The organism is Bifidobacterium pluvialisilvae (assembly GCF_019331695.1).
Lineage (GTDB): Bacteria > Actinomycetota > Actinomycetes > Actinomycetales > Bifidobacteriaceae > Galliscardovia > Galliscardovia pluvialisilvae.
On the sequence record NZ_JAHBBI010000007.1, the window covers coordinates 19,905 to 45,080 of the forward strand.

Genomic DNA, 25,176 nt, shown 5'->3' on the forward strand with positions numbered 1-25,176 from the left:
CGTTCGCAGTGATTCAATTTGCATATGCTCGGTTTTCGTCGCATAATTGAAGCGCTTCATTGAAACGCTTCAATTCAACATTGTCCGCTGCGATGATGCATGGGCCGCTACGGTGCGGCTACGGTGATATCGAAGAAAGGTGCCGATGATGGCGAATACCGAAAAGCTTGACAAACGTTACTGGAAACTGGCGAGAAACGCGGGCATAGCCTCGTATCTCGACGCCGCGCTGCTCGTCTCCGCGGGCGTGGCCCTGCCGCTGTGGCAAAGTCACTTCTCGCTCAGCCCGTGGTGGGCCGGCGCGGTGAGCACGATCCTCACCCTGTCGGTCGCCGTGGGGTCGTTCTTCGGCGGTCGCCTGTCCGATCGTTTCGGCCGCACCGTCGTCTTCAACATCGACATCCTGTTCGTGGTGGTCGGTGCCGCGATCATCGCGTTCGCCCCCAACCTCACCCTGCTGCTGGTCGGCATCATCATCGCCGGTCTGGCCTCCGGCGCGGATCTGCCAACCTCGCTGGCCGTGATCTCGGAGCGAGTGCCCCGCGAGCATCAGGGCCGCGTGGTCTCCTCCACCGAGATTTTCTGGATCGCCGCCATCGTGATTTCGCAGGGCATCGGATTCCTCGTCTCCGGCCTTGACATGACCGGCGTGAGCATCATGTTCCTGGTGATCGCCGTCGTGGCTCTGGTCACCTGGCTCGTACGTGTGGCAAGCCCGAGCTTCAAGAAGATCGAGGAGGATCTCGCTGAGGAATTCGCCCACACGCAGGTCGACGCCCACGCCAGCGACGCCCAGCAGGCGTATCCGCTGGGACAGCTGCTGAAGAACCCCCGCTACCTGATCCCGCTCATCGGCCTCGCAGGCTTCTATCTGTTCTGGAACCTGCCCGCCAACACCTGGGGGTCGTTCCTCAACTACTATCTGGTCACCATCGGCGGCCGCAGCCAGTCGTTCGCCACCGCCGCAGGATTCTTCGCGAATATTCTCGGATGCCTGGTGCTGTATGGCATCTACATCCGTCTCGCCGATACCCGTCACCGCTATTCGATGATGCACGTCGGTCTGATCCTGTGCATCGCCGCCATGGCGGTCTCCGCCTTCGCCGGCGGCACCTGGATGATTTTCACGGTGTGCTACTTCGTCTACTGCACCGCGAACATGTTGCACGGCGAGCCGCTCTACAAGGTCTGGAGCCAGGAGCTGTTCCCGGTCAACGCCCGTGCCACCGCCACCGGATTCACCTACGCGATCGTGCGTTTCATCACCGCGATCTTCGGATTCGTCACCCCGGCGCTGATGGCCGTCTCCCCGAATCTGCTGCTGTGGATCCTCGTGGCCTCGCTGTGCCTGTCGTACGCCTCGGCCTTCGGCATCATGAGGTTCATCAAGGGCCGCGGTATCCCCGACCCCGCGCTGAACCCCGCCGCCGTGGAGAATGCCGCCGTCGGAAACGCCTCCGTCACGAACGCCGCAACATCGGCGACCCGGTGACGGCCGGGCGGTAGCCGGCAACGCCCGTCGATGAGGCCGGACCGTTCCCGAGCCCGGCCTCATCGGTCATATGCAGAGAAAGTCGCGGAAGGAAAGAACAGATGTCTTTGGATACCCGTCACGTCGATCCCTCGATCGAAGTCCGGAACGACCGTCGCGAGGCCGGCCATGGTGCCGGGCGCGGTTCCGGTCACAGTGCCGGTCATCAGGATAGTCATATCGCGGAGGTGAGCGTCGAACATCGGCACGGCGATGCATTGGGCATCGGCACGGCGACCCCGCGGATCTCATGGATCTATGATTCGTCGGTCGACTCCGTCGCCGGCCGCCGGGCGACCGTCCGCATACGGCGAGGTCGTCCCGGTCTGCCGCTGCGGGAACGGGATTTCGACGTCAAAGCCGATGCCAACGTGCTGATGGACTGGCCGGACGGTCCTCTGGGCTTCGGCGAGCAGGCCAGAATCTCGGTGGCGCTCGACGACGGCGACGCGGACGGCGATGCTCGCCGGGACCGTCCATGGTCCGACGAGATCGTCGTGGAGCCGGGCATGCTCGCCCCGGTCGACCGCAAGGCCGCGATGATCGGGCCGGGATGGTACGAGCCGACCAGCGATTGGCGCCACGCCCCGCTGTTGCGCACCGAAACCACGCTTCCCGACCGCCCGGTTGCCGCGCGGCTCCACCTTTCCGCGCTTGGTCTGGTGGAGGCCGAGATCAACGGCCGCAAGGTGGGGGAGGACATCCTCACCCCAGGATGGACCGTCTACGACCACCGGGTGCACTACCGGACATACGACGTCACCGAGCTGATGCGTTCCGGCGGCAACGGCATCGGTCTGTGGCTGGCCGACGGCTGGTACCGGGGGCGAATCGGATTCTGCGGCGGCAGCGTGAACACCTACGGCGATCGTCTCGCCGCCTACGTGCAGCTTGAAATGACCTTCGCCGACGGCTCGACGCGGACGCTGGTCTCCAACGCCTACGACGGGCGGTGGAAGGCGAAGCGCGGGCCGATCGTCTACAGCGGTCTGTGTGAGGGCGAACGGTACGACGCGCGGCTGGCCGCCGAAGGATTCTCCAAAGCCGGGTACGACGACTCCGACTGGGAGCCGGTGACCGAAGTACGGTTCGATCCGATGCTGCTGGAGGCTCCCCGCGCGGAGCCGGTGCAGGCCATACGGCAGGTCGGCCCGCAGTCGGTCAAACCTCTCGGCGAGGGATCGTTCCTGCTGGATTTCGGTCAGAACTGCACCCAGCGATTAAGACTGCGCATGCACGGACTGACGGCGGGCAGCGAGGTGACCATCCATCATGCCGAAGTGCTGGAGACGAACGGCGAACTGTCTTTGCGGCCGCTGCGCCGTGGCATGCAGACGGACGTCTACGTCGCCGACGGGCATGACGGATGGTGGGAGCCGAGGTTCACGATCCACGGATTCAGATATGCACGCATCGACGGATGGCCGGGGAATCTGGATCCGGACGACGTGCTGGCGGTGGCCTACGGCACGTCGATGCAGCGGACCGGATGGTTGGAAACCTCGAATGCCATGGCAAACCGTCTGCATGACAACGTGGAATGGTCGATGCGATCCAATTTCGTCTCCATTCCCACCGATTGCCCGCAGCGGGACGAACGACTCGGATGGACGGGGGATGTCACATTGTTCGCGCCCACCGCGGCCTTCCTGCACGACGTGGATGCGATTCTCGCCGACTGGATGGACGATGTGGCCGTGGAGACCGAACGCTGGGGCACGGTGCCGTATTACGTGCCGTTCATTCCTTTGGCCGAGTGGAGGGTTCCCGAGGCGATCGCCATCTGGGGGGACAGCGTCGTCATCGTGCCCTGGTCGCTGTATATGGCCGGCGGTGACGAACGGATGCTGCGGGAGCAGTACCCGCTGGCCCGGCGATGGGTCGAGGAGGTGCGCGGCTACCTCGCCGACGACGGCGTGTGGGACCGGCGGCCGAGCCTGATGTACGGCCAGCTCGGCGATTGGCTTGATCCGACCGCGCCGCCGGATGATGCGGCCCGGGCGATGACCGCCAAGGAACTGGTGGCCACGGCGTTCTTCCAGCGTTCGGTGCGTCTGCTGGCCGACATGGCGTCCGTGCTCGGCGATTCGACCGCGGCGGACGATTACCGGACGTTGGCCGGGCACATCCGTCGGGGCTTCCTCTCACGGTTCGTGCGCGCCGATGGCCGGATGACCTCGGACACCCAGTGCGCGTACACGCTGGCGATCGCCTTCGATCTGCTCGACGGGCATGACGAACGGCGGCAGGCGGCCGGCGACCGTCTTGCCGAACTGGTGAGGAGCGGCGGCTTCACGGTGGGCACCGGATTCGCAGGAACCCCATACCTGCTCGACGCGCTGTGCGACACCGGGCATGTCGATGTGGCCTACCGGCTGTTCCTCGCCGAACGATGCCCCTCGTGGATGTATCAGGTGCGCATGGGCGGAACGACGACCTGGGAGCGTTGGGATTCCATGCGCCCGGACGGGTCGGTGAACCCGGGGGTCATGACGTCGTTCAACCACTATTCGCTTGGCTCGGTCGCCGACTGGATGCATCGGACGATTGGTGGAATCACGCCGCTGGAACCGGGATGGCTATCGTTCCGGGTCGCTCCGCGGCCCGGCGGCGGCATCGATTCGGCCCACGTGACGCACCGTTGTCCGCTTGGCATGATCGATGTCCGCTGGAAGGTGGAAGACGGCGTGATGGCCATGGATCTTCGGGTTCCGGCCGGTGGGCGAGCCGTGGTATGCGTGGGCGACGAGCGTCGGGAATATGCGGGCGGATCGTATCGTCTGCGGTTCGGCTTCGACGTGGCGTCGTAAGTCGGTTTCGTACGGTGCTGGCCGCCCCTCCGCGTTGCCCTCCATGGTGTAGAGTTCTAGCCGAATGGAATTCGGTCGGATTTGGGAGGCGACATGGCTCGGGTGACCATCAGTGACGTCGCAAAACGTGCGGGAGTGGCCATGGGCACCGTGTCGAACATGCTGAATCACCCGGAGAAGGTGCGTCCGGAGACTCGGGAGATCATCAGCCGGGCCATCAAGGAGCTGGGGTTTGTGCCCAATCGCAATGCCAGCGTGCTTGCCGGAGGACGGAACCCGGTGTTCGGTCTGGTGCTCACCGGTCTCGATCACGCCTTCTCCCTGCAGGTATCCCAAGGAGTCTACGATGCCGCGCGGGAGGCCGGGTTCGATCTGATGATCACCAGCGCCGACAATGACGACATCCTCGCCAACCATTACGTCGACTATTTCCGTGGGGCGAGGATGTCGGGCATCATCGTGGAGCCGAGGCCGGGCGCCGACTGGCGCCCCGACTGGCCCGACGACATCCCGACGGTGGTGTTGGATTACCGCAGCGATTCCTGCGATCTGTGTCAGGTGTGCGCCGACAATGTGCAGGCCGGCGTGGTGGCGGCCGAACACGCTGCCCGCATCGGTCGCCGACGAGTGGCCGTGATCTCGGCGTCCGACGACATCCAATCGCTGAACGATCGTTGGCGGGGCATCCGATCGGTGGCCGACCATGCTGAAATCATCAATGTCGACGACTGGCGCAATCCCCGTTCCGGATATGAGGCCGGGGTTCTTCTGGCCGAACGGGACGACGACATGCGGCCGGACTTCGTCATCGCGCTGACCGACGTGTTGGCGGCCGGATGCATCGACGGCGTGTTGAGCCGTGGATATTCGGTTCCGGACGATATTGCGGTGATGGGCTGCGACGGCAATCCGCTGGCTTGGGGCGGGCCGATCCCGATGACCACCATCGAGCCGCACGGATATGAAATGGGTCGGGCCGCGGTCGAGCTGCTCGTCGATGAGATCCGCCACGCCGATGAACACCGGCATACGGTGCGGACGATTCCCTCCCGTCTGCTGATCCGGAAGAGCACGGATTCCGGTCGACACTGATATCGAGGACCCGCGCGGATTCCATGGATTGTGGTGCATAATCGCGGATTCGCGGTCCGATACACCGAAAAACGATGGTTCGTGATGGATTGGAGTGCATTTCGTCGGATTTTGCGGTCCTGTCCATCGTGATTCGACCGGGTGGTTTTCGGGACCGTTGGAATCATGCGGTTTTTGGAATACGTTCGACGACGTCGTGATGGACTGCGCTGCATAATCGCGGATTTGCGGAGTAATCCATGGAAAATCCATGGATTCTGATGGATTGCGTTACGTTTCGACGGATTCGCAGCATAATCCATCGCGACGGATTCGCCGACGATGGATTACGTCGCACATCCGCCGATTTGCGGAGCGGTCCATCGCGGGATGGGGCACGGCTTGCGTGGAGGATTTTCGTGCGGGGTTCCGTCGCACAGGTTTCCGTCGTCTTTGTCGTCGTCTCTGCCGTACAGATATGCAAAAGGCCGGCCCCCATATCGGAGGCCGGCCTGAAACGGTCGTGGAAGACCTGCGGCATGTGCCGCGATACCATCCTACGCGCGGGTCAGCTTGCGGTGCAGGCGGTGCGGGCGGGCCGCATCCTCGCCGAGACGCTTGACCTTGTTCTCCTCATAGGCCTGGAAGTTGCCTTCGAACCAGTACCAGTGGGCAGGGTTCTCGTCGTTGCCTTCCCACGCGAGGATGTGCGTGGCGACGCGGTCGAGGAACCAGCGGTCGTGGGAGATGACCACGGCGCAGCCGGGGAACTCGAGCAGCGCGTTCTCCAGCGATTCGAGCGTTTCGACGTCGAGGTCGTTGGTGGGCTCGTCGAGCAGCAGCAGGTTGCCGCCCTGCTTGAGGGTGAGCGCCAGATTCAGACGGTTGCGCTCGCCGCCGGAGAGCACGCCCGTGAGCTTCTGCTGGTCGGAGCCCTTGAAGCCGAAACTGGCCACGTAGGCGCGGGTCGGCACCTCGACGCCGCCGACCTCGATGAAGTCGAGACCGCCGGACACCGCCTCCCACAGGTTCTTGTTCGGGTCGAGGCCGGCGCGGTTCTGGTCGACGTAGCTGATCTTCACGGTCTCGCCGATCTTCAGTTCGCCGGAGGTGAGCGGCTCAAGGCCGACGATGGTCTTGAACAGCGTGGACTTGCCCACGCCGTTCGGGCCGATGACGCCGACGATGCCGTTGCGCGGCAGCGTGAAGGAGAGGTCGTCGATGAGCACGCGGTCGCCGAACGCCTTGTGGATGTGCTTGGCCTCGAGCACCGTGGAGCCCAGACGCGGCCCCGGCGGAATCTGAATTTCGGAGAAGTCGAGCTTCTTGGAGTTGCGTGCCTCCTGCTCCATCTGGTCGTAGCGTTCCAGACGGGCCTTGTTCTTGGCCTGACGGGCCTTCGGCGAGGAGCGCACCCATTCGAGCTCGTTCTTCAGGCGCTTGGCGAGCTTGGCGTCCTTGGCGCCCTGAATCTCCATACGCTTGGCCTTGGTCTCCAGGTACGTGGAGTAGTTGCCCTTGTACGGGTACAGGTGGCCGCGGTCGACCTCGCAGATCCATTCGGCCACGTTGTCCATGAAGTAACGGTCGTGGGTGACGGCGATGACCGCGCCCTCGTACTTGTGCAGGAACTGCTCTAGCCACAGGATGGACTCGGCGTCCAGGTGGTTGGTGGGCTCGTCGAGCAGCAGCAGGTCGGGGGCCTCGAGCAGCAGCTTGCACAGGGCCACGCGGCGGCGCTCGCCACCGGAGCACACGCTCACCGGGGTGTCGGGGTCGGGGCACTGCAGCGCGTCCATGGCCTGTTCGAGCTGCGAGTCGAGGTCCCAGCCGTTGGCGGCGTCGATTTCGGTCTGGAGCTTGCCCATCTCTTCCATGAGCGCGTCGAAGTCGGCGTCGGGGTTGGCCATCTCCTCGCCGATCTGGTTGAAGCGGGCCACCTTCTCGGCGATGGGGCCGAACGCCATCTTGATGTTCTCGCCGACGGTCTTGGTGTCGTCCAGCGGCGGCTCCTGCTGCAGGATGCCGACCGTGTAGCCGGGGGTCAGGGTGGCTTCGCCGTTGCTCACGGTGTCGAGGCCGGCCATGATCTTCAGCAGCGTGGACTTGCCCATGCCGTTGGGGCCGACCACGCCGATCTTCGCGCCGGGCAGGAAGCTCAGCGTCACGTCGTCGAGGATCACGCGGTCGCCGAACGCCTTGCGCGCCTTGATCATCTGATAAATGAATTCAGCCAAGTGATGTCCTTACCTATCGTTGGTTGTATTCGTTGATTTCCCGATATTGGCGCGTCCCGATGCCGTGGGTCGTCGACGCAGGCCGCGCAAAAGTACCAAAACCATTATTCTACAGGCCATCTACAGCCATGTGCAACGGCGCACGTCGGCGAGCGCAGCGTACGTCAGCGCACGGCATCGCAAGACGGCGTATACCAGCGTACGACGGGCCGAAACCCCCGTTATCGACGATTCATGGTGCCAAAAGGTCGTTTTTCGCCGAGAAAACGACCGAAAAGCACCATGAATCATGGATTTTCGTTATTCCGCCGCGCCGTCGTGCGCAAGCCGGATCTCCATGGCGAGACGGTAGTAGTCGATGAGCCTGTCGACCACGTTGGGCCACGTCCGCCCCTGGATGGCCTCGAAGCCGTTGGCGGCGATCGTGCGCCGGAATCCGTCCTCCGTTATCACGCGTTGCACGCAGGCGCGCAGCGCCTTGTCGTTTTGCGGCGAGAACAGCAGTCCGGTCCGTCCGGAGTCGACGAGGTCGAGCGGGCCTCCGCTGGCTGGCGCGATCACCGGCAGGCGGCTTGCCATGGCCTCTTGGATCGTCTGCCCGAACGTCTCCTGGTTGCCGGTGTGCACGAACACGTCCAATGCGGCGTAGGCGTCGGCCAGTTCGTCGCCGTGCAGCATGCCGGTGAACACGGCGTAGGGCATGAGCTTGCGCAGGTTTTCGCCGCACGGCCCGTCGCCGACGATCACCAGTTGGATGCCGAGGCCCATCAGGCAGGAGAGACGGTCGACCTGCTTCTCCGGCGCGAGCCGTCCGACGTATCCGACGACCGGCATCTTGCCGTGCCGGCTCCACCGGTCGTGCAGTTGGCGCACGCGTTCCGATTCGCGGCGGTCGGGGTTGAACAGTTGCGAGTCGACGCCGCGGCCCAACTGCCGGATGAGCGCGGGGTCGACGCCGAACGATTCCAGCCGCTGGCGGGCCTGTTCCGTCGGCGCGAGCGTGATGGTGGCCTTGTTGTGCAGTTTCGCCATGCGGTCGGCGAGGATCTGTTCGGCCGCGTCCCCGGCGGATTTGCTGACCTTGCGCAGCCAGCCGGTGTGTTTGGGGGCCACGGTTCCGGCGATGCCGTCGATGGTCTGCCGGGCGAACCGCCGCGCGTATTGCGCCACGTCGGTCTGGTAGACGGCCACCGTGGGCACGCCCATCTCGTCGCCGGCGATCAGCGCGGCGTGGCCGAGCCGGGATATCGGCGCGGCGATGTGGATGACGTCCGGCCGCGGGCCCGCCTCGATCATGGCGATGACGGTGGTTTTCATGGGGATGGCGACGTTGAAGTTCTGCACGGGCCATGACGTGACCGTGTCGATGGGGTATCCCTCGAACGCGCCGCTCTCCGCCGGCGGCTGCGGGGAGATCACGTGCGCGTCGAAGTCCCGCTGCCGGAACCGCCGGAGCATATGCTTCACGCTGTTGCTGACGCCGTTGGTCTGCTCCAACGACGATTCGCTGACCACGAGCACGCGCAACGGGCGTTCCCCGTTTTCGGCATGCGTTTCGTCGGTTCGTTGTTCGTCGTGTTCCACATCGTCAGTCATCCCGCCCATACCGCCCAGTCTATGGACGACGGAATCGATGGGAAGTCCGGTTTCTCCGTTGTTCAGCCATTGTTGCCGCATCGGTTGCCGTGACGACGCTTTGCCGGTCTCATGCATGAAAAACCTGCCTGGGCCGCAGGGGAGCAGACCGTGTGATAGACATGAACCTCGTACGGGAGAGCGAGGAGGAACCCATGGAACGCAGACCACAGACCGATGCCGGCGATGGACGCGTGGCGACGCCGGCGCTGCTGGCCGCGCTGATCTTCCTGGTGGCGTTGAACCTGCGACCGGCCATCGCGGCGGTCGGTCCGGTGCTGACCGGCATCGGCGAGGACCTCGGCTGGAGCGAAAGCGTGCTCGGCGTGCTCGGCGCCATGCCGTTGTGGGCGTTCGCGGCCGTCAGTCCGCTGGTCCGGTTCGTCACGGCGCGGCTCGGTGCCGACCGTACCATTCTCGCCGCACTGCTGGTGCTGGCCGTCGGCGATGCCGCCCGTTCGTTCGGCGGGCCGGCCGGCGTCTGGCTGGGCACGGTGGCCGTGGGCGCCGGCATCGCCGCCGGCAACGTGCTCGTGCCGGTGATCGCCAAGCGTGACTACGCCGGCCACGTCTCCATGGCCACCGGCGTGTATTCGGCCTGCATTACGACCGGCTCGGCCGTCGCCGGCCTGACCGCCGCGCCGTTGGCCGCCATGCTCGGCGGATGGCGGCCGGCGCTCGCCGTATGGGCGGTGCCGCCGTTGGTCGTGGCCGCGCTGTGGTCGATTCGCGTGATGCGGGGAACGGCGTCGGCGTCGTCGGATGGAACGCATGAATCCGCAGATGGCCCCGTACCCGTCGATTCGTCCGCTGAGCCCATGGACGTTGGGGCCAATGCCGTTGGTCCCGTCGCCGTTGGGTCCGACACCGCTGAAACCATCGTCGCGCCCATTCCCGCCGTCGACGCCGTGCCGCTGTGTCGCCGACCGATGACCTGGTACGTCACCCTGTTCATGGGCCTGCAGTCGGCGGCGTTCTACACGATGTCGAACTGGCTGCCGTCCGTCGTCACCGCCGTCGGATTCAGCGGTGCCGCCGCCGGCGTGCACCTTTTCGTCTTCCAGTCGTTGGGCATTCTTTCCGGACTGATGATTCCCGCGCTCATGTGGGTGCATGGCAATCAGATTTGCGCGGCCGTGACCGCCAGCGTGCCCATGGTCGTCGCCGGACTCGGATGGATGCTGGCCCCCGGGCTGTCGCTGCTGTGGAGCGTCATCGGCGGTATGGGGCAGGGCGCGGCGTTGGTCGTGGCGCTTACGTTGATCTCCCTGCGCGGCCGCACTGCCGACGAAACGGTCGCGTTGTCCGGCATGGCGCAGTCGATAGGCTATCTGCTGGCGTCGGTCGGTCCGCTCGCCTTCGGCACGCTCGCCGAACTCTCCGGCGGATGGACGGCTCCGCTCGTCTTGTTCACCGCGCTTGCCGCCGCGCAATGCGTCGTCGCCGTGCTCGCCGGCCGTGATACGGGCCGGCATCGCTGATGCGAGACGTCGTCGCGGTCCGTCGATGCTGATTTGTCATTGCTGCTGATTTGGCGTTGCCGATTTGTCGATGTCGTTTATTTACTTACCAATAGTCATTACTATTGGTAAGTAAATACGGGGTGATGATGAGCATCGAAAACGACGACAAGAACGACACGGACGACAAGGCCGGCGCGGCCGGCGTGCTGCCGGTGGACGAGGTCCGACGTCTGCTCGACGTGTGCTGGAAGGCCAAGCGCATCACCGAACTCATGCCGGCGCTGCCCAAGGGCATGAAACCACGGTATGTGCATGTGATCGACGCGATATGGCATCTCAACGAGCCGAACGGTCAGACCGTCGGCGTCGCACGCGTGGGCGACGTCAGCGCGTTCCTCGGCGTGACCACGCCAAGCGTGACCAAACTCGTGAACGACATGACCGCGCTCGGACTGGTCGAGAAACACGCCGACGACGCCGACCGGCGGGCGGTGACGCTGACGCTCACCACCCGCGGGCTGAACATACGGCGAACCTACGTGGAGGAATACCACGCCCGGCTTGCCCGGCTCCTCGGCGGCCTGACCGTCGACCAATGCGAGACGACCGTGGCGACGATATCCGAAACACTGCGACTCATGCAGGAGGACGAACGATGACCGCGACCACATCAACCACGCGACTGCCCAACGGCGGCAAGGCCCGCGTCGAACCACGGCTCGTAATCGCCGTCGTATCGCTGGCGATCCTGACGTTCCTCGGCATCCTCTCGGAGACATCGCTCAACATCGCCTACTCCACGCTGATGGGCGAGTTCTCCATCGGCGCCTCCGTAGTGCAATGGCTCACGACCGGCTATCTGCTGCTGCTCTCGGTGGCCATCCCCAGCTCGCCGTTCATGGTGCGCCGATTCGCCACCAAGACACTGTTCGTCGCCGCGGTGGCCATCTTCACCATCGGCACCGTGCTCGGCGCGCTCGCCGTAAGCTTTCCGATGCTGCTGGCCGCGCGTCTCGTCATGGCGCTCGGCACCGGTATCTCGCTGCCGCTCATCACCAACATCATCCTGGAGAAGGCGCCGCTCGAACAGCGCGGCATGATGCTCGGCATCGTCAGCCTCGTCACCTGCGCCGCCCCGGCCGTCGGACCGGTGTTCGGCGGCGTGGTGATGGAATGGCTCAACTGGCATTGGATCTTCTACACGATGCTGCCGTTCCTCGTATTGTCGTTCGTGCTGGGCGCGGTCACGATCCCCGAGATCCGGCATGAAGGCGACGCGGAGAGGGCCACGATCAGCGTGCCGTCGCTGGCATTGGTGGCCGTGGGGCTTGCCGGTCTCATCGTGGCGGTGAGCTTCTTCGCCGCATGGAACGGCGACTGGCGGTTCTGGACGGTGCTGGCGCTGAGCGTCATTGTGCTGGCCGTGTTCGTCGCCGTGCAATTGCGTATGGATCGGCCGCTGGTGGAGGTGCGTGTCTTCGGCCATGCCGGGTTCTCGCTGGGCATGCTGATCCTGGTGATGAGCTCCGGTGGCGTGCTGGGACTGAACTTCCAGCTGCCGATCCTGCTGCAGCGCGGCTTCGGCTTCGGCAGCCTTGTGGCCGCGCTGATCCTGCTGCCGGGGGCCGTGGTCGGCGCCGTGTGCGCGCCGCTCATCGGCAGCGCGCTGAAGCAGCATTTCCCGCCGAGGTTCATCATGTTCGGGTTCGTCGGCGTCACGGTCATGGATGCGGTGCTGCTGCTCGCATCCGACAGTGTATGGGCGGTGGCCGTCGCGTATGCGCTGTTCATGGCGTTCTCCGGATTCGTGCTCGTGCCCGACCAGACGCACGCGCTGAACCAGCTGCCCGCACGGCTCAACGCCGACGGCTCCGCGGTGATGAACACCGTGCAGCAGCTCGCCGGCGCCATCGGCACCGCCGTCGCCAGCACGCTGCTGTCCGAATTCTCGGCCGCTGCGGTGCGTGGCGGGGCCGGTGCGGCCGAATCGTACCTGCTGGCGTTCTCGCACAGCATGTGGGTGTTCGGTGGTATGGCGGTCCTCGGCATCGTGCTCGCCGCACTCATGTTCCGCTGGTCCGTGCGGCGGCCGGCCGAACCGGAACCGCGGGCCGTGGAGGTGTGATGCCCCGTCCGGTTTTGCGGCTTGCGGCCTCCGCGGGGTTTTACGCCACCAAATCATCGGTTTTGCCCGTGTTTTCCGACGATTTGCGCGGGGAAAGTCCGGATTCCGGTGAAGTCGGTCGATGCCGTCGTCGTTGAGAAGAAGAGAGCGAAGAGAGGAAGTGGCTAATGAAGTCGAAACGAACGGGAATGCCGCATATCGTCAAACGGATGCTGTGCTTCTGCGGCGGCGTGGCCGTCAATTCGGTCGGCATCGCATTGATTACGAAAAGCAATCTCGGTACCTCGCCGATTTCCAGCGTGCCGTGGGTGATCACGCTGCACTGGCCGGCCGTGAGCTTCGGCATGACCACGTTCGTGCTGAACGCCGTGTTCATCCTCGTGCAGGCCGTCCTGCTGCGTCGCGACTTCCATGCCGTGCAGCTGCTGCAGATCGTGGTCAACGTGGTCTTCAGCGCGTTGCTTGACATAAGCATGGCGGCGTTATGGTTCTTCAATCCCGAGACGTGGTGGCTGCGTGGCCTGGGACTGCTGCTCGGTTGCACGATCCTGGCGTTCGGCATCTGCATGGAGGTCTCGCCGGGACTGATCACCGTGCCGGGGGAGGGCATCGTGCGCGCCATCGCCATCGTGACGAAGATACGGTTCGGCACCGTCAAGGTCTGTTTCGACGTGTCGTTGATCGTGTTGTCGTCGGTGATGTCGTTCGTCTTCTTCGGCCGGCTCAACGGCGTGGGCGTCGGCACGGTCATAGCGGCGGTCATCACCGGCCAGATCGTCAACTTCTTCAACCGGCGCGTCCGTTTCGTCGGGGCGATCGAACGCGGCGTCGAAACTCCCGAAATCGGCGATTGACGGTGCCTTTCGGTCGTTTTTCGCCGCAAAAACGACCGTTTGGCACCATGAATAGCGGATTTCGGGGTTTTCGGCCCGTGATTGGGTGTAAGTTCGGACGCATGACCGATACCGCAGCCTCCCGTAACGCCAGGGCCGCCGTCAATGCCGCCGACCGCAATGACCCCACCGCCATGCCGACCGCCGACTTCGCCGTATACGCCGACTCCGTGGGATTCTGGCGCGACCGCCGGCTGATTCTCGCCGATGTGAACCTCCATATCCGTCGTGGGGAGAAGTGGATTCTGTTCGGGCCGAACGGCATCGGCAAATCCACGCTGATCGCCATGATGAGCCTACGCCAGTTCCCCAACGTCGGCCGGCTCTCGCTGCTCGGCCACAAGCCCGGCGGCATCGACAAGTTCTCGTCCGGGCATCGCATCGCGCTCGCCTCATCCGCCGTGGGGCGTGAGGTCGCGCCGCCCGCCGACCCGCTGGACGTCATCGTCGACGCGGCGCCGATCCGTGCCGTGCCCGAGGACCAGGGCGACTCGGCCGACGTGGTCGAGCTTTCGGCCCGGCGTGGGAACCGCCGCCGCGACGGCGCCGAATACGAGCGCGCGTATGCGTTGATGGAACGGTTCGGCATCGAATACCTCGCCGGCAAACGCATGGCCGGCCTATCCGAAGGCGAGCGCACGCGCGTGCTGATCTGCCGCAACCTCATGTCGGACGCCGACCTCATGATCTTCGACGAGCCGACCACCGGCATGGACCTCGGCGGGCGCGAGCTCGTCGTGCGCGAACTGGGCAGGCTGGGGGAGGGCGATGCGACGGCGGCCGCGGGCGACGGCCAGACCGTCATCCTCGTCACCCACCAGCTTGAGGAGATTCCCGCCGGATTCGACCATCTTGCGCTCATGGGGCACATGCCCGAAGAACGGTACCGCGAATATCTCGCCGCCCATCCGAACATCTACGCACCCGACCTGGGCAATCCCATGCCCGGCACCGTCACCTACACCGGCGGGCTGGAGGACGGCTTCACCGCGGAGCATCTCAGCGAGATGTTCGGATTCCCCATCGCCGTGCGGCATCGTGACGGCCGCTGGTCGGCGTTCCGTGCCTGACGACGGCGACGGTTCGGCTTTCCATGCTGACGAGCATCGGCCGACTGCGGTCGAAGGCTGGCTGACTATCGTCGTATGTGGGCTGGCTACGCATGGTACGGGCCGCGGGGACAACGAAAACCTGAGGGCCGTGCTCCGGAGTGTCGCGACTTGCGTTCAACCGCACTTGAACCGGTTATATTGAACATGGATGTGAACGCGAACAACCGCGAACAACAGTGTTCGCGGCAGTGTGTCGCCGCAGACCATGCCGGACCGAACCGGGTCCGGCCGGCGGCGACGGGAACGAACCAAGGAGCAGACCGATGAAATACCGCAGCGTAGGCAAGTCCGGACTCAAGATCAGCGAGATTGCCCTCGGCAGCTGGGTGACCGACCTCAAGGGCTCGGCCCAGGAGGACATCGCCCGCCAGACCATCAAACTGGCGTTCGACTCCGGCGTCAACTTCTTCGACTGCGCTGACGCCTACTCGGCCGGCGCCGCCGAACGCTTCTTCGGCGAAGTCTTCAAGGACTATCCGCGCAAGGAGCTCGTGCTCTCCAGCAAGGTGTACTTCCCGACCGGCGACGGCGTCAACGACCGTGGCCTGAGCCGCAAGCACATCTTCGAAAGCATCGACCAGACGCTGAAGAACATGCAGACCGACTACCTCGACATGTACTTCTGCCACCGCTTCGACGAGACCACCGACCTGACCGAGACGCTGCGCGCCATGAGCGACCTCGTCGCCCAGGGCAAGGTGCTCTACTACGGCGTCTCCGAGGAGTGGGGCGGCGCCCGTCTCGAGGAGGCCCAGCGCATCATCGACCGCTACAACCTCTACCCGATCACCGTGGTGCAGCCGCAGTACAACCTGCAGGACCGCTACATCGAGCATGAGATCATGGGCACCTGCCGCCGTCACGGCATCGGCATCACCACGTTCTCGCCGCTCGCCCAGGGGCTGCTCACCGGCAAGTACCGCAAGGGCCAGCCGCTGCCCGCCGGCTCCCGCGCCACCTGGCAGGCCGACCACCAGATCAACGACCTGCTCACCGACGAGAACCTCGACAAGGTCGAGCAGCTGCGCGGCGTGGCCGATGAGCTCGGCACCAACCTGCCGATCCTCTCGATGGCGTGGATCCTGCAGCATCCCGAGATCAGCTGCGTGATCGCCGGCGCCAGCAAGCCCAGCCAGCTGGAGAACAACCTCAAGGCCTCCGGCTTCGAGATCCCGGCCGACGCCATGGCCGAGATCGACCGCATCACCGGCTTCCACCGCTTCGAGCGTCACGTCGGCTGACCGTTGGAATAGAATCGCGCGGCGGGGAGAAAAGGAATAACGTCCGCCGCGCGATTCACGGGACGACGACCCCTATTCGTCGTCGTAATCGACTATACCCCACGATGTGTACGAACGTACATATCGTGGGGTATTCGTGTCGTCATGGGGTCGTCGTGTCGTATCAAATCGTCGCCGGGGTCGTCGTGTCGCCGACATCATCCCGGCTTGCGCACGAACGCGACCATCGTCCGGCATGGCCCCCGTCGTGCCGGTATCATGGGGCGAACCGTACGAACCGTCTCATGAAGGGAATATCCATGGCCATCGAATACACCGAAGAGAAGCGATTCACCGCGGAACAGACGCAACGGCTGTTCCTCTCGGTCGGCTGGGTCTCCGGACGATATCCCGAACGGCTGCACAAGGCGCTGATGGGATCGTCCACCGTCGTCTCCGCATGGGACGGCGACCGGCTGGTCGGCCTCGTCCGCGTGATTGACGACACGTCGATGGTCGCCTACATGCATTACGTCCTCGTCGACCCCGAATACCAGGGCCGCGGCATCGCCGGTCATATGGTCGAGATGGTCAAACGCAAGTACGCCGACTATCTGTACCTTGAGGTCATGCCCGAGGAGAGCAAGAACGCCACGTTCTATCAGGCGCACGGATTCTCCGTCATGCACGACGGCGTGGCCATGCAGATCGTCAACCCGTCGTTCGGCGACTGATTGCGTGATGTCGAGCTGCGCCGCGTGATATCGAGTTGCGCGCGTGCCTCGCGATGTCGTGTCCCGCCGCGTCGCGCCATGCCTGAAACGTATGGCAATCCCTTGCTCTGACGTATTTGTTCTTCCCGTTGTTCATTCCTACAGTGGAAGACGGTTACGACGGCTGCGGTTTCGTATGCATGGAACCGTTGACGTGACTCGTATCCGCCGATAGTGAAGGAGAGCATCATGACCGAAACGATGAAGGCCGCGATTTTCGAAGGCCCCGGAAAGATGGCCGTGCGCGAGGTGCCCAAGGCGCGTCTTGAGGCCGACGATGACGCCGTGGTGCGCGTGGTCCGCGCCTGCGTCTGCGGCTCCGACCTGTGGTATTTCCGCGGGCTTTCGCCGCATCCGACCGACGGTCAGATCGGCCACGAGTCCATCGGCGTGGTCGAGGAGGTCGGCGATGCCGTCACGTCCGTGAAACCCGGCGACTTCGTGGTGCTGCCGTTCCCGTACAGCTGCGGCAAGTGCCCGGTATGCAAGGCCGGCTTCGAGTCGGTCTGCCCCCACGGCGGTTACTTCGGCGCCAGCCAGGCCGAATACGTGCGCGTGCCCGAGGCCGACGGCACCGTGGTGAAGGTGCCCGGCTCGCCCGAGGACTATGACGACGCCGTACTCGCCTCGCTGCTCACCATCGCCGACGTGATGTCCACCGGCTACCACGCCGCCGTTTCCGCCGAGGTCAAGGCCGGCGACACGGCCGTGGTCATGGGCGACGGCGCGGTCGGTCTGTGCGGCGTGCTCTCGGCCCACATGCTCGGTGCCTCGCGCATCATCGCCATGAGCCGGCATGAGGACCGCGCCGCCGTGGCCCGCGAGTTCGGCGCCACCGACGTCGTGCCCGAACGCGACCAGGCCGCCATCGACAAGGTGCTGGAGATGACCGGCGGCTATGGCGCCGACGCCGTGCTTGAATGCGTCGGCTCCAAGCAGTCGTTCGACACCGCCATCGGACTCATCCGCCGCGGCGGCGTCATCGGCCGCGTCGGGCTTCCGCATGACGTGGAGATCAGCGCCGAAGGCACGTTCTACGCCAACGTCGGCATCAAGGGCGGCCCGGCACCCGTGCGCCACTACGACCTCGACTCCGGTCTGCTCGACGCCGTCCTCAAGCACGAGATCAACCCCGGCCGCGTGTTCACCGCCGAATTCGACCTCGACCACATCCAGCAGGCGTACGAGGCCATGGACCAGCGCAAGGCCATCAAGTCGCTCATCCGCTTCTGACGGTTGGTCGAATCCCGCGATTCATGGTGCCTTTCCGCCGTTTTTCCCGCCAAAAACGACCAAAAGGCACCATAAGTCGTCGATGCCGGGGGTTTCGGCCTGTTGCGTATGATGGTGACAGCGCGAAAGGAGACGTCATGGCCGTGCCCGAAATCGAACGACGGTGGATAGACAAGTTCCAGGAGAACCTGTCCATCGTGCGCAAGGTCGCAGGATGGACCACGCAGCAGCTCGCCGACGAACTGGGCGTGGCCCGCCAGACCGTCTCCAACCTCGAGACCGGCAAAAGCCCCATGACCAAACTGCAGTATCTCGCGCTGCGCACCGTATTCAACGCCGAGATCGCCGAACGTGAGAACCGTGACCTGGCGCGCGTCATCAAAACGCTGGTCGACGACCCCATGCAGAACGACGCTGCCGTCGGCGATGCCGCGTCAGGTGGTGACGCCGCGGAAGGCGGGGCCTCGGAGAGGCCGGTCGATGCCGACAGGTCGCCTGAAGGCGATAGAGCGGCCGACGACGATACGAAACGGGGGCGGAAGTCCACGGCCACGAACCGCCAGATGACCGGCGCGGCCATGCGAATCCTCACCGCCGCCACCGGGGCGCTTGCCAGTGGCGCCGCCGCCGGCGCCCTCGCGTTCCTGCTGTTCCCCGACGGCAAGTCCGGACGGTAGTCGCGGTCCGCATCCGCCTTGTCGTCAGCCGGCTTGGGGAACGTCGGCTTGAGGGACGGTCGATTCCGACCGCCGGCCGATGTCGCGCGAAGACTCGCATAGTCTCTGCAATAGCGGCGTGACGGCCAACGAGACGGCGAAGCCGGTGATGGCGACCGCCGAACCGACTGCGATGGCAATCCTCAAACGTTCGCTCATGCGTCCAGCCCTTCTTGACGTCGATATTGTCGCGAAATATAACAACATAATCTAATCCAATGTGAAAATGTAATCAAATTAGCATTATGTTAAATATCTGACATTGTTGGTGATGTGGATATACGACCATCATCGTCATGGCGGCGGTGGTCGGCATCAGCCGGCGACTGAATTTTCCGGGATTTCGTCATGCGGCGACGGAACGGTATAAAGGAGGACATGGGCATGAACGACGACGGCATGGAACACCTGACCGAGGAACTGCTGGACCACCTGCTGAACAGCGGCAACGTCGAAACCTATCTCGACGAGGAGAACGTCACCGACAGACGGCTCGTCGACTACCTGCGGCAGCTGCTTGACGACAGCGGCGTCAAACGATCGGTCGTGGCCCGCAGATCGGGCATCCATCCCACCGTCGTATACGACATCTTCTCCGGGAAGACCCGACCCGGCCGCGACAACGCCATCAAACTCGCCTTCGGACTCGGCTGTGGATTACGTGAGACCCAACGACTGCTGCGGCTCGCCGGCGCCAGCGAACTCTGGTGCAAACAACGACGCGACGCCATCATCATCTGGTGCCTGACCCACGGATTCGACCGCGCGGCCACCGACGACGAACTCTACCGACTGGGCGAGCCCACACTGGTGTCGGCCGACTGACGGGCTCGTAGACGATTGGGGCCACGGAACGATGGGCACGAAACGATGAGCATGAAACGAGGGGGGGCACGGGACGATGGACACGGATGATGATCGCGGAACGATGACGGACTAGGGGACGATGACGGAGGAATGACATGGATGACAAACAGGTTCTGCACGCCATGAACCTCGACGACGCCTACCACGTCGAACGGGTGCTTGCACGCGGCGCCTACGGCGTCACCGAACTCGTCAGCATCGACGGCACCGGACCATTCGTCCGCAAGAAGATACCGCTGGATTTGGCCCGTCGCCGGCTCTGGTCGGCGATCGCCGAATGCCGGTCGCCGAGGCTGCCACGCATCGAAGCCATGTACGAGCTGCCCGACTGCTTCGTGGTCGTCTACGATTTCGTGGACGGGTGGCCGCTCGACCAGATCATCGCTTCGCAAGGGCGGCTCCCCGCATCGGACGCCACACGGATCGCCATGCAGGTCTGCGAGGCGGCGCAGGAACTGCACGGCCACGGCATCGTCCACCGTGACATCACCCCCGGCAACATCATCATGGCGGACGACGGCGCGCATCTCATCGACTTCGGCATCGCCCGGGAAACCGACGGGCCGGCCAAAACCGACCGGAACACCACGGCCCTGGGCACTTGGGGATTCGCCGCACCCGAACAGTACGGGTTCGCCGCGGTGGACGCCCGCTCCGACGTCTACGCCATCGGACGACTGCTGGGATACATGCTCACCGGCGTATATCCGGCCGACAAGCAATACGATGCCGCGCTCGCCGACGAGACCGTGGTCCCGGCGGAACTGCGGGCGGTCGTCGACAGGGCGTGCGCGTTCGAGCCGAGCGCGAGATTCGGCAGGGCGGCGGAATTCCGGCACGCGCTGGAATACGGGCTGCCCGGGGATGATGCGGCCGGGGAGACGGACGTGGCCGGCGATGGCGTCGTGGCCGATGGGGGAAGGGCCGCATCTGGCGGAGACGGCGTCGTGGGTGCGCGGAATCGGGGCCGAGGCCGGGGTCGCCTTGGCGTTCTCGTGGCGGCGATCGTGTCGGCCGTGGTCGTCGCGTTGGTCGTCGTCATCGGTGGCGTCGCGCTGCTGCATGGTCGTATGGATGGCATGGGCGAGTCCGCTGGCCCTGGAAGCTCCGGCGGCGGGACGTCCGGCCTTCGGCCGACCGCGTCCACGACATCCTCTAGCCCGACCAGCGGCGATCGGTCCGACGCCGTCGACAATCCGCTCGCCATCACCGAACACGGATGGTCGTCCTCCAACGGATTCGTACACTACGCCGTCGCCATACGGAACGCCGACAAGACACGGACCATCGTCTTCCCCGAACTCGTCATCACCGGCAGATCGGCGGACGGCAAGGTCGTATTCTCCGACACGCAGACGCTGCCGCTCATCTACCCCGGCGAAACATTGCATTACGGCGGCCAAGGCGGCGACGGCGTTGCGCCGGAAACCGTGGAATTCTCGCTCAACGGCATCGAATCCATGAACGTCATCGACACCGGCGGCGTCGAAACGTTCGCCGTCTCCGGCGTGAACGAAACCAGATCCGGCGACGGCGGCGTCACGTTCGGCGGCGAGGTCACCACCACGCGAGACGACGACAACGGCGAAGGCATCTACGGCGACAACGGCGTCAACGTGACCGTCATCCTGCGCGATGCCCAGGGACGCATCGTCTACGGCGAGCACGACTACGTCGACAAACCCGCCAAAGGCAAGTCGAAACCGTTCTCCATCACCATCTACGGGCTGCCGCGATACGCCACGGTCGAGGCCTACGCGGCCACCGCCTGACGTCGTCGGCACCGGACCGTTCCTACAATGGAAGGCATGAACGAAGGCGGAAACGGGGACGGGCGGCGCGCCATGCGGCGGTCGCCGTGGCCCAGCGCCATCGAAGTGCGTGGCGCGCGCGTGCACAATCTCAAAAACATCGACATCGACATCCCACTGAACGAACTCGTGGGCGTGGCCGGCGTCTCCGGATCGGGCAAATCGTCGCTCGCGTTGGGCGTGCTCTACGCGGAAGGTTCGCGACGGTATCTGGAGGCGCTCTCCACGTACACGAGGCGCCGGCTCACGCAGGCGAGCCGCGCGCAGGTGGACGAGGTGCTGCACGTGCCCGCCGCCCTCGCCCTGCACCAGCGGCCGGGCGTGCCCGGCGTGCGCTCCACGTTCGGCACCATGACCGAACTGCTCAACAGTCTGCGCCTGCTGTTCTCCCGCGTCGGCTCTCACGTGTGCCCATACTGCGGCACGCGCAACCGGCCGAGCCTCAACGTGGCTGCCGAACTGCCCATCGTCTGCACCGGCTGCGGCAGGGAATTCCACGGGCCCGGCGCCGAAAGCCTCGCCTTCAACTCGGCCGGCGCATGCCCCACCTGCTCCGGCACCGGCATCATGCGCGAGGTCGACCGTGCGGCGCTCGTGCCCGACGAGACGAAATCCATCGACGACGGCGCCGTGCTGCCATGGGGCTCGCTCATGTGGGACCTCATGAAGCAGGTGTGCGGCGCGATGGGCGTGCGCACCGACGTGCCGTTTCGCGACCTGACGCCCAAGGAACGCGACATCGTGTTCAACGGGCCGGCCGTCAAAAAACACATCCTCTACAAGCCGAAGAAGGGCGACGACTTCGCCGAACTCGACTTCACGTACTACAACGCCGTGTATACCGTGGAGAACGCGCTTGCCAAGACCAAGGACGAGAAGGGCCTGAAGCGTGTGGCGCGGTTCCTCGTGGAGAAGCCGTGCACCGATTGCGGCGGCACCAGGCTGTCGGCCGCCGCGCGTGCGCCGCGCATCGGCGACGTGAACCTTGCGCAGGCCACGGCCATGACGTTGGACGACGCCGTCGCATGGGTGCGTTCCGTGCCTGCGACCATGCCCGACGACATGCGGCGGATGGCCACGAACATCGGCGAATCGTTCCTCGATGTGGCGAAACGACTGCTGGAACTCGGCCTCGGCTACCTGTCGCTCGACCGCGCCGGATCCACGCTCTCGACCGGCGAGCGCCAGCGCGTGCAGCTCGCCCGCGCTGTACGCAATCGCACGACCGGCGTGCTGTATGTGCTTGACGAGCCGTCGATCGGCCTGCATCCGGCGAACGTGGACGGCCTGCTCGGCGTGATGCGCGACCTGGTGGCCGACGGCAATTCCGTGGTCGTCGTCGACCATGACGTGCGGGTGCTCAAGGCCGCCGACCATCTCGTGGAGATGGGGCCGGTCGCCGGTGCGGAGGGCGGCCGCGTGATTGCACAGGGCACAGTCGACGACGTGGCGGCCTCGCCGGCGAGCCGTATCGCGCCGTTCCTGCTGGAGGACGGTTCGACGCGTGTGCGCCCGGCCGTCGATGATGCGCGGATGTTCGACGGCGGTCGCATCCATATGGAGACGTCGGCGTTGCATACGGTCAAGCCGCTGCGCGTGGACATCCCACGCGGCCGGCTCACCGTCGTGACCGGCGTCTCCGGCTCCGGCAAGACGACGATGGTATTGGAGTCGCTGATCCCCGCATTGAAGGCGCGGGCGGCGGGTGAGCCGCTGCCGGAGCATGTGCGCCGCATCGACGCCGACGGCATCGTGCGCGCGAACCTCATCGACGCCACGCCGATCGGCGCGAACGTGCGATCGACCGTCGCCACCTACGCCGGCATCCACGACGAGCTGCGCCGTGCGTTCGCGCGCGGCGAGGAGGCCAAGGCGGCCGGATACAAGGCGGGGGACTTCTCCTACAACACCGGCCGGTTGCGTTGCCCGACGTGCGACGGCACCGGGTCGATCTCGTTGGACGTGCAGTTCCTGCCCGACGTGGACATCGAATGCCCCGATTGCCATGGCACGAGGTACGCGCCCGAGGCGAGCCGCATCCACCGTGTGGCACGGCGCGCCGGCGCGAGTCCGTTGACGTTGCCGCAGCTCATGGCGATGAGCGTGGACGAGGCGTTGGCCGTCACGGACGACCTGCGCAAGGTCCATGCGCGGCTTGGGACCCTGCATGATTTGGGCCTGGGATATCTCACGCTTGGCGAGCCGACGCCGGCCCTGTCGGGCGGCGAGGCGCAGCGGCTCAAGCTCGCCAGCGAGATGGGCCGCGCGCAGTCCGACGCCGTGTTCGTGTTCGACGAGCCGACCATCGGACTGCATCCGCTCGACGTTCGTGTGCTGCTTGGCATATTCGACCGGCTGGTCGCCGCCGGCGCCACGGTCGTCGTCATCGAACACGATCTCGACGTCATCGCCAACGCCGACTTCATCATCGACATGGGTCCCGGCGGCGGCGAGCACGGCGGTCGCATCGTCGCCGCCGGCGCGCCCGCCGACGTCGCCGCCGATGCCGACAGCATCACCGGCCGCTATCTGCGTGCATGAGGGGGATGCCGGCGTCGGCGGATGCGGATGACGCCGATGGTTATCCACAATGGCGAATTGACGGCCGATTCGTCCACATTTTCCGCATCGGATGACGTCGTCATCCCCATATCCACATTTTCGCCAGAGGCCGTTGCCGCGCATGACTGCGCCGTCCTAGAGTATGGCTCACCCGTAATCGATGGGATTCGCGGGTGGAAGACAACGACGTATGGGAGTTGGGAGCGATCATGGTGACGACGATGGAAGACGTGGAGGATCCGGGCGTGACGATGCTGGACACCGGCGACGTGGCCGACCTGTTCCGGCAATGCGATCCGGACGGATACGACGAGACGAGACGCCGGTTCTACCGCGAGGTGAACATGAACCCGTTCAAGAAGCATCCGGAATCGCTGCTGCGTATGATCGAATGGTCGTTCTGTGACTGGTTCGCCTTCGAATGCGCGGTCGACGCCGCATCGATAGCCGATGACGACGAGAACGGCGCGCCCCGGTTCCGCATCAGCCGCCCCGACGCATGCCGTGATTGCGATTGCGGCCCCGGTCATGGACCCCGGAACGGGACGTGCGCCGGAACGGGGAGCGCGGCCGACCGCGTCTATGGCAAGTCGCCGTATCTGGTGGCGGCGGAGCGGCTGTATGACTGCGACCGGATCAGCGCCGCCCAGCTGGCCGACATGCGTGAGGTCGATGCCACCAACTTCGCATCGATGTTCTGGATCACCGACGCCAATGCCGCGCAGTCGCGCATGAACGTGGAGGATGTGATGAACGGCGGCCGGTATGAGCTGTACTGTCCGCCGGACGCGGCCAAATACGATGGGGCGCATGGCGGCACGATCGTCAACCGCATCGCCAAGGTGCGCGGTGTGTGGCGGCCATGCGCGATCGCCATCTACGAGGCTCGGCGGCCGAACACGCCGGACACGCGCGACGTGCTCGTCGGCGCGTTCGGCCCGCGCGGATACCAGCCCGATTTCCCCGGATGGCTGCGCTTCTTCTATGGCCGTGCCAAGGACACCGGCCTCGACTGGGACGATATGGCCGCCAGGATGGAGAACGCCTGACCGGTCGGGCGCGGCGGTTGCGCGCGCTGGTCGGGCGCGCATACGGGCCGAAAACCCCGTTTCCGACA

The 25,176-nt window shown here is 65.0% G+C and carries 20 protein-coding genes; 16 read left to right on the top strand and 4 right to left on the bottom strand.

From position 1 onward, the window contains the following. Positions 1 to 148 precede the first annotated feature (148 nt). On the top strand, positions 149 to 1,492 hold the full coding sequence (locus tag KIH77_RS06700; RefSeq protein ID WP_219100289.1) for an MFS transporter: 1,344 nt from the start codon (positions 149 to 151) through the stop codon (positions 1,490 to 1,492). Between the two features lie 59 nt (positions 1,493 to 1,551). Here KIH77_RS06700 and KIH77_RS10460 read toward each other — a convergent pair whose 3' ends face one another. Then, complete coding sequence (locus KIH77_RS10460; RefSeq protein WP_236024529.1) at positions 1,552 to 1,710, bottom strand: hypothetical protein; 159 nt, start codon at positions 1,708 to 1,710, stop codon at positions 1,552 to 1,554. 9 nt (positions 1,711 to 1,719) lie between these two features. On the opposite strand from KIH77_RS10460, the gene KIH77_RS06705 reads away from it, so the two are divergent. Together KIH77_RS06705 and KIH77_RS06710 are read left to right on the top strand one after the other, a co-directional pair. Next, positions 1,720 to 4,341, top strand: coding sequence for a family 78 glycoside hydrolase catalytic domain (locus tag KIH77_RS06705; protein WP_308283284.1), 2,622 nt, complete (start codon positions 1,720 to 1,722; stop codon positions 4,339 to 4,341). Between the two features lie 93 nt (positions 4,342 to 4,434). After that, on the top strand, positions 4,435 to 5,433 hold the full coding sequence (locus tag KIH77_RS06710) for a LacI family DNA-binding transcriptional regulator (RefSeq protein WP_219100293.1): 999 nt from the start codon (positions 4,435 to 4,437) through the stop codon (positions 5,431 to 5,433). Between the two features lie 536 nt (positions 5,434 to 5,969). On the opposite strand, the gene ettA is transcribed toward KIH77_RS06710, so the two are convergent. Both ettA and KIH77_RS06720 read right to left on the bottom strand, forming a co-directional pair. Continuing rightward, positions 5,970 to 7,649: an energy-dependent translational throttle protein EttA gene (gene ettA / locus KIH77_RS06715; protein ID WP_219100295.1), complete on the bottom strand. Its 1,680-nt coding sequence runs from the start codon at positions 7,647 to 7,649 to the stop codon at positions 5,970 to 5,972. Between the two features lie 300 nt (positions 7,650 to 7,949). Then, entirely contained in the window at positions 7,950 to 9,254 is a 1,305-nt protein-coding gene (locus tag KIH77_RS06720; RefSeq protein ID WP_219100297.1) for a glycosyltransferase family 4 protein, read from the bottom strand. Positions 9,255 to 9,439: 185 nt separating this feature from the next. Here KIH77_RS06720 and KIH77_RS06725 point away from each other — a divergent pair, with 185 nt between their 5' ends. From KIH77_RS06725 to KIH77_RS06765, 9 genes are all read left to right on the top strand, one after another. Then, positions 9,440 to 10,765: an MFS transporter gene (locus KIH77_RS06725; RefSeq protein WP_219100298.1), complete on the top strand. Its 1,326-nt coding sequence runs from the start codon at positions 9,440 to 9,442 to the stop codon at positions 10,763 to 10,765. A gap of 125 nt (positions 10,766 to 10,890) precedes the next feature. Then, positions 10,891 to 11,406, top strand: coding sequence for a MarR family winged helix-turn-helix transcriptional regulator (locus KIH77_RS06730; protein WP_236024530.1), 516 nt, complete (start codon positions 10,891 to 10,893; stop codon positions 11,404 to 11,406). Further along, positions 11,403 to 12,872, top strand: coding sequence for a DHA2 family efflux MFS transporter permease subunit (locus tag KIH77_RS06735; RefSeq protein WP_219100300.1), 1,470 nt, complete (start codon positions 11,403 to 11,405; stop codon positions 12,870 to 12,872). Before KIH77_RS06730 ends, KIH77_RS06735 begins: the two co-directional genes overlap by 4 nt. A 167-nt stretch (positions 12,873 to 13,039) precedes the next feature. Further along, positions 13,040 to 13,726, top strand: coding sequence for a YczE/YyaS/YitT family protein (locus KIH77_RS06740; RefSeq protein WP_236024531.1), 687 nt, complete (start codon positions 13,040 to 13,042; stop codon positions 13,724 to 13,726). 173 nt (positions 13,727 to 13,899) lie between these two features. Then, a complete protein-coding gene (locus KIH77_RS06745) occupies positions 13,900 to 14,835 on the top strand; it encodes an ATP-binding cassette domain-containing protein (protein ID WP_219100503.1) in 936 nt (311 codons plus the stop codon). 305 nt (positions 14,836 to 15,140) lie between these two features. Beyond that, positions 15,141 to 16,118, top strand: a complete 978-nt coding sequence (locus KIH77_RS06750; RefSeq protein ID WP_219100302.1) for an aldo/keto reductase family protein — start codon at positions 15,141 to 15,143, stop codon at positions 16,116 to 16,118. A 299-nt stretch (positions 16,119 to 16,417) separates the two neighbouring features. Next, positions 16,418 to 16,831, top strand: a complete 414-nt coding sequence (locus tag KIH77_RS06755) for a GNAT family N-acetyltransferase (protein ID WP_219100505.1) — start codon at positions 16,418 to 16,420, stop codon at positions 16,829 to 16,831. 228 nt (positions 16,832 to 17,059) lie between these two features. Continuing rightward, the gene (locus tag KIH77_RS06760) at positions 17,060 to 18,103 is read left to right on the top strand and encodes a zinc-dependent alcohol dehydrogenase family protein (RefSeq protein ID WP_219100304.1); all 1,044 of its coding nucleotides are present in this window, start codon (positions 17,060 to 17,062) and stop codon (positions 18,101 to 18,103) included. A 137-nt stretch (positions 18,104 to 18,240) separates the two neighbouring features. Continuing rightward, positions 18,241 to 18,780 carry a helix-turn-helix transcriptional regulator gene (locus KIH77_RS06765; protein WP_219100306.1) on the top strand — a complete coding sequence of 180 codons (540 nt, stop codon included), beginning with the start codon at positions 18,241 to 18,243 and terminating at the stop codon, positions 18,778 to 18,780. Between the two features lie 24 nt (positions 18,781 to 18,804). Here KIH77_RS06765 and KIH77_RS06770 read toward each other — a convergent pair whose 3' ends face one another. Next, the gene (locus tag KIH77_RS06770; RefSeq protein WP_219100308.1) at positions 18,805 to 18,978 is read right to left on the bottom strand and encodes a hypothetical protein; all 174 of its coding nucleotides are present in this window, start codon (positions 18,976 to 18,978) and stop codon (positions 18,805 to 18,807) included. A gap of 225 nt (positions 18,979 to 19,203) precedes the next feature. On the opposite strand from KIH77_RS06770, the gene KIH77_RS06775 reads away from it, so the two are divergent. The 4 genes from KIH77_RS06775 to KIH77_RS06790 all read left to right on the top strand — a co-directional run bounded on the left by KIH77_RS06775 (position 19,204) and on the right by KIH77_RS06790 (position 25,108). Next, entirely contained in the window at positions 19,204 to 19,644 is a 441-nt protein-coding gene (locus KIH77_RS06775) for a helix-turn-helix domain-containing protein (RefSeq protein ID WP_219100507.1), read from the top strand. Positions 19,645 to 19,781: 137 nt separating this feature from the next. Continuing rightward, positions 19,782 to 21,458 carry a serine/threonine protein kinase gene (locus tag KIH77_RS06780; RefSeq protein WP_219100310.1) on the top strand — a complete coding sequence of 559 codons (1,677 nt, stop codon included), beginning with the start codon at positions 19,782 to 19,784 and terminating at the stop codon, positions 21,456 to 21,458. Between the two features lie 72 nt (positions 21,459 to 21,530). Beyond that, positions 21,531 to 24,038: an excinuclease ABC subunit UvrA gene (locus KIH77_RS06785; protein ID WP_219100509.1), complete on the top strand. Its 2,508-nt coding sequence runs from the start codon at positions 21,531 to 21,533 to the stop codon at positions 24,036 to 24,038. 242 nt (positions 24,039 to 24,280) lie between these two features. Beyond that, complete coding sequence (locus tag KIH77_RS06790; RefSeq protein ID WP_236024534.1) at positions 24,281 to 25,108, top strand: hypothetical protein; 828 nt, start codon at positions 24,281 to 24,283, stop codon at positions 25,106 to 25,108. The last annotated feature ends 68 nt before the right edge of the window (positions 25,109 to 25,176 follow it).